Annotated in this window: 12 protein-coding genes; 3 read left to right on the top strand and 9 right to left on the bottom strand. The window is 71.0% G+C overall.

Going from position 1 to position 16,440, the window contains the following annotated elements:
* Window positions 1-12: 12 nt before the first annotated feature.
* From CRYAR_RS44560 to CRYAR_RS15930, 5 genes are all read right to left on the bottom strand, one after another.
* Window positions 13-441, bottom strand: coding sequence for a sigma-70 family RNA polymerase sigma factor (locus tag CRYAR_RS44560; RefSeq protein ID WP_245620698.1), 429 nt, complete (start codon window positions 439-441; stop codon window positions 13-15).
* Window positions 442-481: 40 nt separating this feature from the next.
* Window positions 482-703, bottom strand: coding sequence for a hypothetical protein (locus CRYAR_RS49600; RefSeq protein WP_051570332.1), 222 nt, complete (start codon window positions 701-703; stop codon window positions 482-484).
* 56 nt (window positions 704-759) lie between these two features.
* Window positions 760-1,503 (bottom strand): alpha/beta fold hydrolase, encoded by a 744-nt coding sequence (locus tag CRYAR_RS15940; protein WP_211247969.1) that lies wholly within the window; start codon window positions 1,501-1,503, stop codon window positions 760-762.
* A gap of 123 nt (window positions 1,504-1,626) precedes the next feature.
* The gene (locus CRYAR_RS15935; RefSeq protein ID WP_035851689.1) at window positions 1,627-2,334 is read right to left on the bottom strand and encodes an alpha/beta fold hydrolase; all 708 of its coding nucleotides are present in this window, start codon (window positions 2,332-2,334) and stop codon (window positions 1,627-1,629) included.
* Complete coding sequence (locus tag CRYAR_RS15930; protein WP_035851687.1) at window positions 2,331-3,284, bottom strand: alpha/beta hydrolase; 954 nt, start codon at window positions 3,282-3,284, stop codon at window positions 2,331-2,333. Before CRYAR_RS15930 ends, CRYAR_RS15935 begins: the two co-directional genes overlap by 4 nt.
* Window positions 3,285-3,397: 113 nt before the next feature.
* Here CRYAR_RS15930 and CRYAR_RS15925 point away from each other — a divergent pair, with 113 nt between their 5' ends.
* On the top strand, window positions 3,398-4,267 hold the full coding sequence (locus CRYAR_RS15925) for an alpha/beta fold hydrolase (RefSeq protein WP_035851684.1): 870 nt from the start codon (window positions 3,398-3,400) through the stop codon (window positions 4,265-4,267).
* Here CRYAR_RS15925 and CRYAR_RS15920 read toward each other — a convergent pair whose 3' ends face one another.
* The 3 genes from CRYAR_RS15920 to CRYAR_RS15910 form a co-directional block, all read right to left on the bottom strand.
* Window positions 4,268-7,063 carry an AfsR/SARP family transcriptional regulator gene (locus CRYAR_RS15920; RefSeq protein ID WP_051570328.1) on the bottom strand — a complete coding sequence of 932 codons (2,796 nt, stop codon included), beginning with the start codon at window positions 7,061-7,063 and terminating at the stop codon, window positions 4,268-4,270. It lies immediately after the preceding gene.
* Window positions 7,064-7,232: 169 nt separating this feature from the next.
* Entirely contained in the window at window positions 7,233-9,938 is a 2,706-nt protein-coding gene (locus CRYAR_RS15915; protein WP_035851682.1) for an ATP-binding protein, read from the bottom strand.
* 47 nt (window positions 9,939-9,985) lie between these two features.
* Window positions 9,986-10,828, bottom strand: coding sequence for a universal stress protein (locus tag CRYAR_RS15910; protein WP_035851680.1), 843 nt, complete (start codon window positions 10,826-10,828; stop codon window positions 9,986-9,988).
* Window positions 10,829-11,076: 248 nt separating this feature from the next.
* Here CRYAR_RS15910 and CRYAR_RS15905 point away from each other — a divergent pair, with 248 nt between their 5' ends.
* Together CRYAR_RS15905 and CRYAR_RS15900 are read left to right on the top strand one after the other, a co-directional pair.
* On the top strand, window positions 11,077-12,807 hold the full coding sequence (locus CRYAR_RS15905) for an L-aspartate oxidase (RefSeq protein WP_035851678.1): 1,731 nt from the start codon (window positions 11,077-11,079) through the stop codon (window positions 12,805-12,807).
* Window positions 12,808-12,864: 57 nt separating this feature from the next.
* Window positions 12,865-14,127 carry an ABC transporter substrate-binding protein gene (locus tag CRYAR_RS15900; RefSeq protein WP_157017747.1) on the top strand — a complete coding sequence of 421 codons (1,263 nt, stop codon included), beginning with the start codon at window positions 12,865-12,867 and terminating at the stop codon, window positions 14,125-14,127.
* An 11-nt stretch (window positions 14,128-14,138) separates the two neighbouring features.
* On the opposite strand, the gene CRYAR_RS50170 is transcribed toward CRYAR_RS15900, so the two are convergent.
* Window positions 14,139-16,421 (bottom strand): ATP-binding protein, encoded by a 2,283-nt coding sequence (locus CRYAR_RS50170; RefSeq protein ID WP_169745040.1) that lies wholly within the window; start codon window positions 16,419-16,421, stop codon window positions 14,139-14,141.
* Window positions 16,422-16,440 lie beyond the last annotated feature (19 nt).

Raw genomic sequence — 16,440 nt, 5'->3', positions numbered from 1 at the left:
TCGGAAGTCGGGTCAGGCATCGGCCAGCATTTGCCGGCGGAGGCGGGCGAGCGTCGCGGCGAGCAGGCGGGAGACCTGCATCTGGGAGACGCCCACGTGGAGTGCGATTTGGGTCTGGGTCCACCCGTCGAAGAACCGCAGGCCGAGGATCCGGCGCTCCCGCTCGGGCAGATCGGCGAGCAGCCTTTTCAGCGCTTCGCGGTTGTCGACCAGGGCCAGCGCCTCGTCGTAGTCACCGATCGACTCGACCAGCGACGGACCGTCCGAATGCTGCGGGACGGGCGCGTCCAACGGAAGCGGTGCGTAGGCGTTCGTCAGCTGCAGCCCTTCGTGCACATCGGCGGCCGATACTCCGAGGTGCGAGGCGAGCGCACTCGCCGTCGGCGCCCGCTGATCACGCTGGAACATCTCCGCGGACGCGGCATTGAGCCGGAGGTGCAGGTCCTGCAGCCGCCGGGGCGGCCGGACATACCACGCGTGGTCACGGAAGTACCGTCGGTTCGCCCCGGCGGGCGAACCGCCGCGCGAGGTGCTCGGCCAGCGGGAGGTGGATGAAAACCAGTTGCTCGCGGAGCACCGCTCTTTCGGGGGCGTCATCGGTCAGTTCCGCGAAGCGTCGGAACAGGGGCGCGACCGTGGGGTAGTCGGAATAGTCGATGTTTTCGGTGGCGTGGTCGGCGGGAGCGAGGGACGCGAGAGTCATTTCTGTCCTTCCCTGACCGCGCCGGCGTGGGCCCGGCACGCCGGCGCGGTGATCGGTTAGGCCCTCGACGCGGCCCGAATGATGAACGATGCGGTGGTGCCGGGCTGCGAGACGAACACCGCGTGTGACGCGCGGGGAACCGTCCGAACGACGCCCTTCGCGCGCTGGGCCATGAACTGCTGGACGCGCGGCGGGATGTTCCGGTCGGCGCCGGCGATCAGGAAGTAGCTGCGGATCGACTGCCAGGCCTGCGGCCCCGCCGCGTCCTCCGCGAGTGCCGCCGACGTGATCGGACGCTGTGCGGCGGCCATCAGCGCGGCATCGCGCGCCGGGACATCGGCGGCGAACTGCCGGTGGAACAGCTTCCGGTCGACGTAGAGATCCTCTCCGCCGCCCGGGAGCGGCACCGGCCGCAGGGTGTCGGCGAGCGTGCTGCCGGGGAACTTGGCGGACAGGTCGGCGCCGCTCTCCCCCGCGGCCGGCGCGAAGGCGGCCACGTACACGAGTGCCTTCACGTCTTTGTCGCCGACTGCGGCTCGGGAGATCACCGCGCCGCCGTACGAATGTCCGACCAGGACGATCGGGCCGCTGATGCGGTCGAGCAGCGCCTTCACCTGCGCGGCGTCAGAGGCGACGCCACGCAGAGGGTTGGCGGCGGCCACGACCGGGTAGCCGGCCCGCAACAACCGGGCTGTCACGCCGTTCCATCCGCTGGAGTCCGCGAACGCGCCGTGGACCAGCACGATCGTCGGCTTCGGGGCGGAAGCTGTCGCCGTGGCGGCGCTCGGCCCGAGCGTCACGACCGAGACGACGGCCAGCAATGCGGTGGCGAGGGCCGCCAGCCGTCGAGTGGTACGTCCGAACACAGGGGTGCCTTTCTTGTCGTGTGGGTGGCGGGGGTGTCCCCGCCACCCACGGACGGATCAGGCCGATTCGCTCGCGGCCTGGTCGATGAGCGCCGCGACCACGTCGGGGTGCGCGATGAAGGTCGCGTGCGATCCGTCCGCGATCTCGCGGACGACGCCCTTCGCCCGTTCGGCGACGAAGTGCTGCGCCTGCGCCGGGATGTTCCGGTCGGCCCCGGCGATCAGGAAGTAGCTCGGGATCGACTGCCATCCCTGCGGCCCGGCGACGGCCTCGTTCAAGGCGGCCGCCGTGATCGGACGCTGGGTGGCGGCCATCAGCGTCGACAGGTCCTCGGGTACGTCCGCGCAGAACTGCTGGTGGAAGAGCCCTCGGTCGAGGTAGAGGTCCTGACCGCCGTCCGGCAGCGGTACCGGACGGAGCGCTTCGCCGAGGGTGCTGCCCGGGTAGAGCGCGGCGAGTGACGCGGCGCTCTCGCCCTCCGCCGGGGCGAACGCCGCGACGTAGACCAGCGCCCGGACGTTCGTGGCTCCGGCCGAGGCCGTCGAGACGACGACGCCGCCGTACGAGTGCCCGACCAGGACGACCGGGCCGTCGATGCTGTCGACCAGTGCACGCACCTGGGCGGCGTCCGCGGCCACGCTGCGCAGCGGGTTCGACGCGGCGACGACCGGGTAGCCGGCGTCGAGCAGGTGGGTGATCGTGCCTCCCCAGCCGCTGGAGTCGGCGAACGCGCCGTGGACCAGGACCACCGTCGGCCGCGTCATCGGGTCACCCCGAGGGCCTCGCGCAGCACCGCGATCGCCTGGGCGGTGGCACCCTGCGCGGCGTGCGTGTCCTTCAGCGGGTTGAGCATCATGAAGTCGTGGCAGATGCCGTCGTAGCGGACCGTTGTGACCGGCACGCCGGCCGCGCGGAGCTTGGCCGCGTACGCCTCGCCCTCGTCGCGGAGGACGTCGGCCTCGTCCACGAGCAGGAACGCGGGCGGGAGCCCGGCGAGGTCCTCCGGCGTGGCCAGATTCGGCGACGCCGTGATCTCCGAGCGCACCGAGTGGTCGGGGGCGTACTGGTCCCAGAACCAGGCCATCCCGGCGGCGGTGAGGAACGGCCCGTCGGCGAACGTGCGGTAGCTCTCGGTGTTCTGCCGGGCATCGGTGACCGGGTAGTACATCGACTGCTGCACGAACGTGACGTCGCCCCGCTGCTTGGCCAGGATCGCCAGCGCCGCGGTCATGTTGCCGCCGACCGAGTCACCCGCCACGGCCATCCGGGAGGCGTCCAGGCCGTGGGCGGCGCCCTCGGCGACCACCCAGCGCGCGGTCGCGTAGGCCTGCTCGATGGCAACCGGGTAGTGCGCGTCCGGTGACGGCGTGTATTCGACGAAGACCACCGCGGCGCTGATCCCGACGGCGAATTCGCGGACGAGCCGGTCGTGGGTACCGGCGTTGCCCAGTACCCATCCACCCCCGTGGACGTAGAGGACGACCGGCAACGTGCCGGTGGCGCCCTGGGGCTTCACGATGCGCGCCCGGACGTCGCCGACCGCGGCGGCCACGAGGACCCAGTGCTCGTCGACGGCGGGTGCGTCGACCGGAGCGGCCTGGACGTCGTCCAGAACCTTGCGGGCCTCGACGGGCGAGAGCTGATAGATGAACGGCGGCTTGGACGTGGCGTCCGCGAAATCCTGTGCGGCCGGTTCCAGAACTACTTCGGACACTGATGCCTCCCTGAGCGGTGTGGCTTTCGGCGCTGACGCTAGGAAGACCGAGTGCCGAACCAGTGCGCACCGAACCGCACTGAGGCGTCACTGCGAGGGCCTAACTTCGCGGCATGGCAGACCGATTCACCACCACCCGGATCGACGTCGGCGACGTGGAGCTACGAGTGCGGTACGGCGGCGACGGCCCGCCGCTGCTGCTCCTGCACGGCTACCCCGAGACCCACGAGCTGTGGAATCCGATCGCGGACGCACTCGCCGAAGGCTTCACCGTCGTCGCCCCGGATCTTCGCGGTTACGGCGAGAGCAGCGCGCCCGCCACGGTCGCCGACCACTCGACCTACGGCAAGCGCGCGATGGCCCGGGACGCGATCGCACTCATGCGTCACCTGGGATTCGAGACGTTCGACGTGGCCGGGCACGACCGCGGCGGCCGGGTCGGATATCGCCTGGCGCTGGACCGTCCCGCCGCCGTCCGTCGGCTGACCGTGCTGGACATCGTGCCGACCGGTGAGGTGTGGGCTCGCGCCGACGACCGGTTCGCCCTGGGCTACTGGCACTGGGCCGTGCTCGCCCAGCCCTACCCGCTGCCCGAGACGCTGATCGCCGCCGACCCCGAGTGGTTCTTCTTCGACGCCCAGTTCGGCGGCGCGATGCGGACGTTCCCGGCCGTCGGCGAATACGCCCGACACGTCCGAGATCCGCGGGTCGTCCACGCGATCTGCGAGGACTACCGGGCCGGCGCGACGTGCGACCGCGCCGACGACGACGCGGACCGCGCGGCCGGAAACCGGATCTCCTGCCCCGTGCAGGTGCTCTGGGCAGGCAGCGGGGCCGTGGGTACCTGGTACGACCCGCTGGCCGTCTGGCGGAACTGGGCCGACGACGTGACCGGCGAAGCGATCGAGAGCGGGCACTTCATCCCCGAGCAGAACCCTGCGGCCACGCTGGCGGCGCTACGCCGGTTTCACGGGACACCCTGATCACGCCGGCTCGACGAGGCGGGACTGCAGCGCGCGGACCAGCGGTCCCGCCGCGTCACCGAGGGCGTCGCGCGCCTCGATCCAGGCAGCGCGTCCGGCGTTGCGGTCGCCGGTCTGATGGTGCAGGTCGCCGATCGCCAGCAGCACCGCGGCCCGGGCCGCGGGGGTGCCAGCCCGGCGGTAACTCTCGGCCGCGCGGTGCCAATGGACGACCGCGTTCCGGCGGTCACCGACCTGCCGGTACGTCTTACCGAGCAGGTCCAAGCCATGGCCGGCACCTCGCACGTCATCGTCGGCGTTCGACAGCGCCAGCGCATCCCGCAACAGATCCACCGCCTCGTCCCGCCGCCCCAGTGCGGCGACGTTCGCCGCGATGACGCGGAGCGCAGCGGCCTGATTGCGTACGTCGCCGGTCCGGCGGTAGGTGTCCAGTGCGTGCTCGCCGTGCCGGATGGCGTCGGCATGGCGTCGCTGGGCACCCTGCACGTAGGCCGAGTTGAGATCGACGGCGGCCAGCTGGGTGTCGTCGCCGATCGATTCGACGATGCGGCGGGCCTCCCGCAGGTGCGTCATCGCCTCGTCGAGGTCGCGGAGCATGAACAGCGCGCCGGACAGGCTGCGAAGCAGCCGGGCCTGTCCCTCTACGTCACCGTCAGCCATCGCGGCGTCCAGACCCGCGCGGGCGATCGCGGCCCATTCCGGTGTCCGGCCGCTGAAGTGCAGGAAGTCCTGCATAGCCAGCGCGGTGTGCCAGGCGAGCGCAGGAGCGTCCTGGGCCTGGGTGACGATCGCGGCCAGCACCTGCCGCTCGGCGGTGAACCACGCCATGGCGTCGTCCTGCCCGAGGAATCGTCGCGGCATCACGCCGTCCGGGGCCGGAGGCGGTTGCGGCGCCGGCAGCTGCGGCTCCAGCCACCGGTGGGCGGCGTGCGCCGCCCGCCGGTAGTGCTCGAACACGCGGAGCGTCGCGGCCCTGCGCAACGCCGGGTCATCGAGCTTCTCGCTCAGGTACTCGGCGTAGGCGCGTAGCAGACCGTGCAGCTGGTGCCGTCCGTCTCGGCCGTGCAACATCATGTGGGACGTCAATTCACCCAGCAGGGCGACGCCGGTGCGGGTGTCGATGCCGGCGAGGGCGGCGGCCGAGACCGGAGTCAGATCCGGTCCGGGGTGAAGCGGCAACAACCGGAACAGGCGGGCCGCGTCCGGCGTCAGAGCACGGTACGACCAGGAGAAGACCACCCGCAGATCGGTCGCCGCGTCCGGCCCGAAGCCGACCAGTTCCCGGGTCGTGGCCAGTTCGGCGGCGATCGCCGTGAGCGTGGTGCCGGGCAACACCGCGGCCCGTGCGGTCACCAGCGCCAGCGCCAGCGGCAACCGGCCGCTGCGGTCGACGATCTCGTCCACCGCAGCGGGTTCCGCGGCCACCCGCTCGTGGCCTAGCCGCCGCGCCACGAACGCCTGGGCCTCGGCTCGGCTCGGCAGGTCCAAGGGCAGCGGTTGACCGCCGCCACCGGCGATCAGGCCCGTCAGGCGGGTGCGGCTGGTGACGATCACCAGGCTCTTGGGCGCCGCCGGCAGGAGGTGGCGCAGTTGCTCGTAGTCGCGGCAGTTGTCGAGAACGATCAGCACGCTCCGACCGGCGAGCATGCTGCGGTACAGCCCGGCCAACGCGTGCAGCTCCGTCGGGATGTCGGACAGTGGAACGCCGAGGGAACTTAGGAAGCCTTGCAACGCCTCGGCCGGGGCCATCGCCGCGCCCTCGTCGGCAAAGCCCCGGAGGTCGGCGTAGAGCTGGCCGTCCGGATAATCCAGGGCCAACCGGTGGCCGAGGTGCACGGCGACCGTCGTCTTGCCGACGCCGGGCATCCCGTCGATCGCCAGCGCGACCGTCGGCCGGTTGTGCCGCCGGTCCTCCGCGAGGAGAGCTTCGGCCCGCGCCAGCACCTCGCCCCGGCCGCTGAAGAACGGGTGGTCCGCCGGGAGCTGCGCCGGAACCGGCTGCGGCCCGGCCGGCATCGGCACGGGGCGTGCCGGTCGCGTGGACGGTGTGGTCCGCTGGTGCAGCAGACGTTCGTACGCGTCGAACAGCTCCCGCGACGGTTCGACGCCGAGCTCCTCGTCCAGACGCCGCCGGACCGTCCGGAACAGGTCGACGGCCTCGGACTGCCTGCCGTCGGCCGCCAGCAAAAGGATGAGCCGCGCCTGCAGGGCCTCGTCCAACGGGCTGAGCTGTGCGGCCCGCCGCAGTGCGGGGATCACCAGGCCCACCGGCCCGTCGCGCAGCGCGACGTCGGCCGCCTCGCGGACGACCAGCGAGCACTCGGCGTCGATCGCGACGCACACCGGGTGGACGCCAGACATCGATTCGAGTCCCGCGGCGGACGGACCCTGCCAGAGCGTGAGCGCCTCGGTGTAGAGGCGGATCGCCCGGCCGGGTGCGGTGGCGTCCCGCGCCTGGTCGGCCAGTGCCCGGAAGCGGAGCAGGTCCAGCGACTCGATGTCCGCCCGGAGCCGGTACCCGGCCGCGGTGCGAATGATGTAGTTGCCCACCATGCGCACCGGCAGGTCCGGCTCGATCACTCGACGCAGCATGCCGATGTGGCGGTGGACGACGTTCACCGCGCTCGTAGGCGGGTCTTCCTCCCAGAGAGCGTCGATCAGCTCGGACACGCTCACGTTCGAACCCGCCCTGGCCAGCAGCAACGCGAGCACCACCCGCTGCTGCCGCCCGCCCGCCTCCAATTCGAGGTCGCCGCGCCGAACGCCTACCGGCCCGAGAATCGTGAATCGCAGCACAGCCCTGTCACCACACCGGCGGCGAGATGAAAGCGTCGTCTTCGACTTGGCTCGTCACTGTGGAACCTCCGTCCGCCGGGCCGTCCCGTCTGCACTTGCCCTGGGAACTGATCCTGTCCGCAGCGCAGGCGCGGGGTAATACGTCGGACGACTCTGACGACGGCGGGCTTCAGGCCACGCCCGATCGCCCGAGCAAGCCCGCCAGCTCGTTGCGGGTTGATATGCCCAGCTTCGGATAGATGCGGTACAGGTGCGCTCCGACCGTGCGGTGCGACAGGAAGACCTGGTCTGCGATTTCCCGATTGGTCAGTCCGGCCGCAGCGAGACGCGCGATCTGCAGCTCCTGCGGCGTCAACACGGCTGCCGCGTCAACGGTCGCCGCCCGGCCGTCTCGAGCCGGGCTGACACCGGCGGCGCGCAGTTCGGCCGCAGCGCGTTCGGCCAAGGGAGCGACGCGTAACCGGTCGAACTCCTGGAGGGCGTCGGTGAGCGGTTCGCGGGCCTCCACGACCCGACGCTGCTGACGGAGCCACGCGCCGTACAACAGATGGGTGCGTGCCAACTCGAGACCACCCACGCCTTCCCGGCCGATCCGGATCGCCTCCTGGTAGAGGGCGTCGGTGGCCACGCCGCTCCCTAGCAGCGCCTGGCTACGGTGGACGCTCGACGTCAGGTGTGGCGACCGGAAAACGGCGGCCTCCCGAGCGGCGTCCTCGACGAAGTCCTGCACCTCGTCGCCACGTCCGGAAGCGATCCCGGCCTCGACCAGATCGGCCAGGGCCCAGCGTGACGTCTCGCGGTCGACGGACACCGCGCGAAAGCGCTCCCACGCGTCGCCGGCGCGTCCTTCGGCCAGAGCGAGCAGGCCGCGAGTCCACGCGAAATCCGCCGCCAGCGGACGGCGCGGGTGTACACCCACCAGCTCTGCCTCCCTGGACAGCGCGTCGGTGGCCGCGGTGGAATCACCGCGCCGCAGCCGCAGCCGGGCGAGCGCGACGACGGCGGACGCGACGATCGTCGTCAGCTCGAGATCCTCGGCGACCCGGAGCGACGCGCGCAGATCGCCGTCCGCGGCGGTCAACAGCCCGGCGGCCAGCCGAACCCTCCCCCGGCGGGCCAGCGCGAGGCAGACGTCACGCGGTGAACCGGCCCGGCGGAAACCATCGACGGCTCGATCCAGAGCCTGGACCGAGCCGGGCACGTCGTGCACGGCCTCCGCCGCCCGACCGAGCACCATCAAGTGGACCGGGTCGTCCGTACTGCGTATCGCACCGGAGAATTGCTGCCGGAACCTCGTCGCGTAGCGCACGGGATCGAGAACGGTGAGCACCGCGATCAGCAGCGGATCGTCGATCGACCGGCCGACCGGTTCCAGAGCCTCGCGGATCGAGGCCCGCGGTTCGAACCGCGAGACCGCCGCCATCGCCGCGGCGCTCAGGACGCCGACGCGCCCCTGATCGCTGGGTAACCGGCCCAGGATCTCGTCGAAAACCGCCTGGTCGACGTCGCCCGGTACGCCGAGGTCGCTCATCATCGCGTAGGTCTGCGCGAGTGGAACCAGCAGCGCGGGATCCGTGGTCAGCGGGATGGCTTCCTGTCCGGCTCGGACGGCGTCGTACCATCTCCCTGCACCCCGGAACGCCTCGGACGCTTCGACCAGACGGGCCGCGCGAACCTCGCCGGACGCGGTGAGCGCGGCAGCACGACACAACGCCCGGCCGGCGTCGGCCAGGGCTCCCCGGCGGCGGGCACGCTGCCCGGCCGAGGCCAGCGCGGCGGCGACCGACTCGTCTTCGGCATGAGTGGCCAGCGCGCGGTGCCAGGCGGCGCGGTCCGCGTCCACCGTCGTCTCGGACAATGCCCGGTGGACCGCGTCGCGTTCCGCGGCGTCTCCGGCACGATAGACCGCGGACGCGACTAGCGGATGCCGGAAGACCGCCCGGTCACCGCTGATCCGGATCAGTCCGGCGGTCTCTGCGACGTCCAGGTCTTCCGGTTCGACAGCGAAGCGGCGGGCGGCGGCGAGCACGTCGATGAGTGGGAGATCTTCCGCGGCCGCGAGCACCAAGAGCATCCGACGGGTGGATTCCGGGAACTCGGAGATCTGACCGACGAACGTCCGTTCCAGGAGGTCGGTCATCGGCAGGTGCTCGGGCACGCCGGTAACGCTCGTCAGGCCATGCTGGTGCACTGCGGTGGCCAGTTCGCGGAGTGCGAGCGGATTTCCGGCAGCCCTGTCGAGCAGCATCCGCCGCGTGTCCGGCGTGACACCCAACTGGTCGGCGACCTCGCCGGCTGCGGCCTCGCTCAATCGCGCGATCCGGAGCACCGGCCCGGCGAGCGGTGGGGCATCCGCTCCAGCAGCCGGACGCTGGGTGGCCAGCAGAAGAATCGGCGTATTGGTCAATCGGCGGCTGACGAAACCGACCACGTCGAGGCTGGAGGGGTCGATCTGGCGGATGTCCTCCACCACCAGGAGCAAGGGCCGCTCGGCGGCGACCTCCTCGAGGAGCCTCAGCGTCGCGAGGCCGAGTAACAGCAGGTCAGGCGCCGGGCCCTCGCAGCGACCCAACGCTGTCAACAGTGCGACGCGCTGTCGCTCGGGCAGAGCCTCGGCGCGGCCGAGCACCGGCTCCAACAGTCGTCGGAGCCCGTCGAAGCCGACAGCGGCCTCGACGCCGACGGCGCCACAGCTCAATACCCGATAACCGGCGCGCCCGGCGAGCCTTGCCGCGGCGAGGACGAGGGCCGTCTTACCGATTCCCGCTTCGCCCTCCAGCGTCAGCACACCTCCGCCCCGAGGTAACTCCCGGATCAAACGGTCGAGCTCACCGAGTTCGGCGGCGCGGCCGATCACGATGGGCGGTGACGTCATACGGACATTCAACCTGTTTCGGAGAGGAGTCACCACCGGCCGGAGCGTCAGGTGTCGCCGTGGACCACGGCGACCGGACAGCGTGCGTGTTGAAGAAGGACCTGACCGACGGAGCCGCGCACCAGACCGGCCAGCCCGCCCCGACCGCGGGTACCGAGCACCAGCAGATCAGCGTCATCAGCCTGAGCGGCGAGGGCAGTAGCGGGCGATCGCGAGTCGTCCACGTAGCGGACGGCAACGTCGGGATACCGGTCGGACCACGCGGCCATCGCAGTCGGGACCGCGGTATCGCCCTCGCTGTCCGCGCGCCGGCCGCGGGTGGCGTGCACGACGGTCACCGAAGCTGTGCGCCAGGCCGCTTCCCGGAACGTGAAATCCAGCACCGCCTTCACCTCGTGGTGGTCCGATCCGTCGATACCCGCAACGACCCGGGGCTCGCCGATGCGTTCGCCGGCATGACCGGTAACCACGACGAGCGGGCAACGGGAACGCGCAACCAGATCCGTACTCACAGACCCGACGATCAGCCCGGCAACGCGCCCGAGTCCGTCGCTACCGACCACGACCAGCTCCGCGTTTTCGGCGGCCGCCCGCAGCACTCCGACCGGTGCGCCCACCGGCAGACTCGTCGTCACGTCGACTCCGGGGGCGGCCCCACGGGCTGTCGTCACGGCCGCCGCGAGCAAATCCTCGGCCGCCTGCCGGAGGCCGGTGCCCGGCAGACCGGGCACCGGAGCGGTCGACACGCGCAGATACGGCCAGAGAAACGCGTGGACGATGCGGAGCGGTTCGCCGCGCAGCACCGCTTCCCTGGCAGCCCACCGCACGGCACGGTCGGCCTTCTCCGATCCATCAGTGCCGACCAGAACGTGGGCGTACTTCGTTGCCATGCGAGGCACCTTTCGGCGGGGTCACCGGGATGCACACCGGCGGGAGACGTTCGGCCGGACGCTAGGAAGGCCGGATGCGTGATCAGTGCGCCCGCGAGCGCACTGATTCGTCACTGAGCGCCGCTAGCGTCGGGCCGCCCCGAGCCGCTCGCCGTGTCATCCGGCACCAGCGGCGCACATCGCGATTGGACACACATGGCGACAATCCCCCACCTTCCGGGTTCCCTCCGCGTCAGCCGGTGCCTCCGATGAGCCCGTCCGAGCGCCGGCTCGCGACGTCGGTGCTGGTGATCGGGTCCGGTGGCGCCGGATTGCGTGCCGCGATCCAGTTGGCCGAGCGCGGCACCGACGTTCTGCTGGTGGGAAAACGCCCGGTCGCCGACGCGCACACGACGCTTGCCGCAGGCGGCATCAACGCGGCGCTCGGCACGATGGACCCGGCGGACACCTGGCAGCAGCATGCCGCCGACACGCTCAAGGAGAGCTACTTCCTCGCCGACCCGCACACCGTCCGGATCGTCGCCGAGAACGCCGCCAGGGGCATCGCGGACCTCGAACGATGGGGCATGCCCTTGGCTCGCGAAGCCGACGGCCGTATCTCGCAGCGCTTCTTCGGCGCGCACACCTACCGGCGCACGGCGTTCGCCGGCGACTACACCGGGCTGGAGATCCAGCGAACCCTGGTCAACCGGGTCCGGCAACTCGGCGTGCCGATCATCGACACCCTGTACGTCACCCGCCTCCTCACCCGGGACGGGGTGGTGTTCGGCGCCTACGGCTTCGACATCGACGACGGCGCCCGCTACCTGGTGCACGCCGACGCGGTGATTCTCGCCGCCGGCGGCCACACCCGCATCTGGCGGCGAACCTCGTCCCGGCGCGACGAGAACACGGGCGACGCGTTCCGGCTCGCGCTCACCGCGGGCGCGCGCATCCGCGACCCCGAGCTGGTCCAATTCCACCCGTCGGGCCTGATCGAGCCGGAAAGCGCCGCCGGAACTCTCGTGTCGGAGGCTGCCCGCGGTGAGGGCGGCATCCTCCGCAATGCGCTCGGTGAACGATTCATGGAGCGCTACGACCCGGCCCGGATGGAGCTCTCCACCCGCGACCGGATCGCCCTTGCCGCCTACACGGAGATCAAGGAAGGCCGGGGCACCCCGCACGGTGGTGTATGGCTCGACGTCTCCCACCTACCGCGGGAAACGATCATGCAGCGGCTCCCCCGCGTCTACCAGACTCTGATCGAGCTGCAGATGCTCGACATCACGACGACGCCGATCGAGATCGCGCCGACCGCGCACTACTCGATGGGCGGGGTCTGGGTACGGCCCGAGGACCACGGCACCGGCGTGGCGGGGCTCTACGCGATCGGCGAGGCCGCGAGCGGGTTGCACGGCGCGAACCGGCTCGGCGGCAACTCCCTGACCGAACTGCTCGTCTACGGCCGGATCGTCGGCGACGCCGCCGCGGACTACTCCGCCGACATCGAGGCCCAACCGCGCAGCGCAGCCGCCGTCGCGCTGGCCCGTGACGAAGTGAGCGAACTGCTCGCCGCGGACGGACCGGAGAACGTCCGGGCTCTCCAGCGCGCGATCCGGGACACGATGACCGAGCACGCCGGTGTGGTACGCGACGACAACGGCCTGCGAGCGGGCCTCGTCCAACTCGACGACATCGAGAGCGCGACGAAGAGCATCGGCGTCCACCCCGACCTCGCCGGCTTCCAGGACCTCGCGCACGCGTTCGATCTTCGGTCCTCGCTGCTCTCGGCCAGGGCGACGATCGAGGCCGCGATCGAGCGCCGCGAGACGCGTGGTTGCCACAATCGCTCCGACTTCCCCGAGCCGGACGAGTCGCTGCGCGTCAACATGGTGTGGTCCGGGCCCGGCGAGATCGATCAGGAGCCGATCGCCGAGACGCCCGTGGAAATCGCGGCGCTCATCCGTGAGGTTTCGACGACGGGCAAACTTGTGGAGTGAATCACCCCGGAGTGTCAAGAGACCGAATGCGTTGGCTGCGCCGCCGCATGCCTTTCGGTGGCCCGGCGCCTGGCTTCAACAGAACCCGAAGCAACCGCGTCCATCCGAGGGCAGCGCCGGGTTGCGGTTCGCGTTCTACGCACGCGTATCCACACGGGAGTTTCAAGACCCGGAGTCTTCGACCGGTTGGCAGCGCCAGGTCGCCATCGATCTGGTCACCGGCCACGGACGAATCTCTGCGGAGTTCATCGACGTCGGTTGCTCCCGCCGCCGCCCCTGGACCAACCGGCCGCAAGCACCATCTGGACCCGCAGCGGGCCTACACGGTGCCTGCGCAGACGACACCGGTTCGAACCTGATCCACCGGACGCTGACCCAGTACCGGGAGAACGACGACGGCACCCTCGAGACTACGACGCCGTCTACAAAGGCCCCTACGACGGTGGAGCACGGATCCCACTCAATGTCGAGGTCGTGGACGCGAAGACGATCGTCTTCACGTTCCCGCTGCCGCACGCGGACACGCCCTTCGTCATGGCGCTACCGACGTCGTCGCCGGTTCCCGCGGCGAAGGACACCGGAACGCAGTACGACAACCGGCCGTTCTCGTCCGGGCCGTGCAAGGTCCTGTCCTATGACCACTCGGCGAAGCTGACGCTGGTCCGGAACACCCACTGGAACGCCGAGACGGATCCGATCCGGCACGACTACCCGGACTCCTACGTCGTGGAGTTCACCAATACCGCCGCGCAGGCGACCGAGCTCCTGCTGGCCGATCAGGGCTCAGCACGGTCCGCGCTGACGTTCCGGGACGCGTCGATCCCGGCAGACCTCTACCCGACGGTGGTCGCAGACGGCCACGCGCGAGAACGACTCCTCACTGGCTACACACAATTCGTCTGGATGCTGATCTTCAACACCCGACGGGTGACCGACGTCAACGTCCGCAAGGCAATGAACTTCGCCCTCGACCGGGAAGGATTGCAGAAGATCTGGGGCGCGGGCGTCAGCGAGCCGGCGACGACGATCCTGTCGCCGATATTCGATGGCCGGGCCATCACTCCGACCGGCAATCTGAACGTCGCCTACATGGACGACGCCGAGACGAACACGGCGATCGACGAGATCCACTCGATGGTCGATCTCAACCGGGCGAACCAACGGTGGGGGGCGCTCGACCGGGACATCATGACAAGGGTCGTTCCGATCGTTCCGATGCTCTACGACCGGCAGACCACCGTGTACGGGTCGAAGATCGGCGGCATCTACCTCAGCGCACCCAATGGCAACACGGGACTGAACAACCTCTACGTGAAGTGACTGCTACCTGGCTACGGCGCCCGGTGCGCCCGCTCGGTCACGAGCCGGGTCAGCTCGACGCGCGAGCGGACTCCGAGCTTGTCGTAGATGTGCCGCAGGTGTGAGTTCACCGTGTGCGGGGAGATGTGCATGCGCGCGGCGATCGCCTGGTTCGTCGAGCCGGCCGCGGCGAACTGGGCCACCGTGGACTCCGCGTCGGTGAGCTCCGGCCAGGACGTGACCGACGAGCCGACCGTGCGCCGGACGCCCCGCTGCCGCAGCAGCGCGCGGACCCTGGCGACGTCGAGGTCGGCCCCGGCGGTGGAGTACAGCGACAGCGCCTCGGCGAGGCGCGCGATCGCCTGGTCGCGCGCTGTGGACGGCAGGAGCCGGCCGGCGTCCTCGATGGCCGCCGCGCGGACGAGCAGCCGAGGATCGTCGGAATGGCCGGCGGCGGCCTCGGCGGCCAGGGCCGCGTCGTCGTGCACGAGCGCTCGGGCGTGGGCCGCGGAGGCGCGGAGGTAGGGGAAGTCGGGACGATCGACGGCGATCCCGGTGAGCCGGGCCGCGACGGTCTGCGCGGCATCCGCCTCGCCGGCGGCGAGCAGCAACCGAACCTGCCACACGGCGTCGGAATACGACCAGGGCGTGGTCACCGCCAGGAGCGGGGCATCGACCAGTTCGCCGAGCGGATCGAGTACGCCGTCGAGTCGTGCGGTCAGCGAGGCCCCCAGCCGACGGGTCGAGGGCTGCGCCGCCGTGCGGAGACGTTCGGCTGCCGCGCGGGTGCGCTCGATGTCGGCCGGTCCACCCGTGTGCAGGCCGATGCAGCCGATGACGTAGAGAGCGACGTCGTGGAGATGGCCCGCGTCCGCTGACACGGCGAGCAGATCCTCGGCCGCGATCCGTGCATCGGCGAGCCGGCCGACGTCGAGCAACGCGCGAGCGCGGACGGACGACCAGGCCGGCGCGAGCCCGGACAGTCCCTGGTGCTGGGCGGCGGCCAGACCTGAATCGGCGAGCGCGAGGGCGTCGCTCGGCCGCGCGCACGCCAGGTACAAGTGCGCCTGCCAGACGTCCGCACGCCAGAGGTGGGGTGCACCGGGCCCCTGAGCGTGGACGACCGCCACCGCGTCGCCGATCAGCTCGAGGGAATGTCGCCACTCGAGACGCTCCATCGCTCGTAACGCCCTCGGGACCAGGAGCAGGTCCCGTTCCGCCCGGCCGGGCCGTGAGGCACGGCGGCCGCGGCGAGCAGCCATCGCGGGAGCCTCGGCCGGCGGCGCGCCGATCGCGTCGCGCCGCAGCGCGGAGAACACCGTTGCCGGCACGCTCGCCTCGACGGCCTCCCGCACCAGCTCGTGGCGGAAGCCGAGGTCGTCACCGGCGGCCACGAACAGGCCCGCGGAAATGGCTTCCTCGATCGTGGTCAGCATGGCCGCCGGTGTGCGCTCGGCGAGCTCGGCGAGTTCAGCACCGGTGAATCGGCGGCCCAGCGCCGCCCCCAGCTGAACCGTGTGCCGAGCGCTCTCGGTCAGCTGTCGGAGTTGTCCGTCGACCAGCACGCGGACCCGGCGGGGAAGGGAGACGGTCGTCAGTTCAGCGACGCCGCCGGCCACGGCGATCGAGCCGTCCTCGCGTAGCCCGCGCAACAACTCGACCAGAAACAGCGGCTGCGCCTCGGCGCCGGCCACCGCGGCCGGCAGGCCGCGCCCCGGTTCGGCAGTCAGCAGGTCGCGAGTGATGTCCGTGACGGCAGGCAGGTCGAGCGGGCCGATCTCGACCCGGATCGCCCCGTTCGCCGCCAACCGCTCCAGCGCCGCCGCCACCAGCGGGGTCGTGCTCCCGGCGCGCACCGTGATCAACCACAGGACGCGATACCCGCTCGAGCTCTCCGTCAGGGCGATCAGCGCGGAGAGAGTGTCGGGATCCGCCCACTGCAGGTCGTCGAGCGCGATCAACACCGGGCCGTCGGCAGTAGCTCTCTTCAGGGCGTCCTGCATCGCACGGATGAGCCAGAAAGGTTGGTGGCTGACCGAGCGGAGCGGCTCCGGATCGAGATCGGAACCATCGAGGAGTGCCGCGAGCAGCGTGCCGAGCGGCACCGACCGGGCCAGCACGTCGCACCTTCCGTATCGCACGACGACACCACGCTGGTCGCCGAGCGCGACGAGGTCGCGGATCAGCCTGGTCTTCCCCATGCCGGCCGCACCGTGGATCACCGCGACGCCGCCCTGGCCCGACACGAGGGCATCCAGTCGGCCGCGCAGAACGGAAAGCTGCGATTCCCGGCCGCGCAGGGCGGGATCACTCATCCGTTTCACCTCTCGGGCC

Origin of the sequence: Cryptosporangium arvum DSM 44712 (genome assembly GCF_000585375.1) — a bacterium.
Lineage (GTDB): Bacteria > Actinomycetota > Actinomycetes > Mycobacteriales > Cryptosporangiaceae > Cryptosporangium > Cryptosporangium arvum.
The sequence above is the reverse complement of the archived record's forward strand: the minus strand, read 5'-3'. Positions and strand labels throughout refer to the sequence as shown.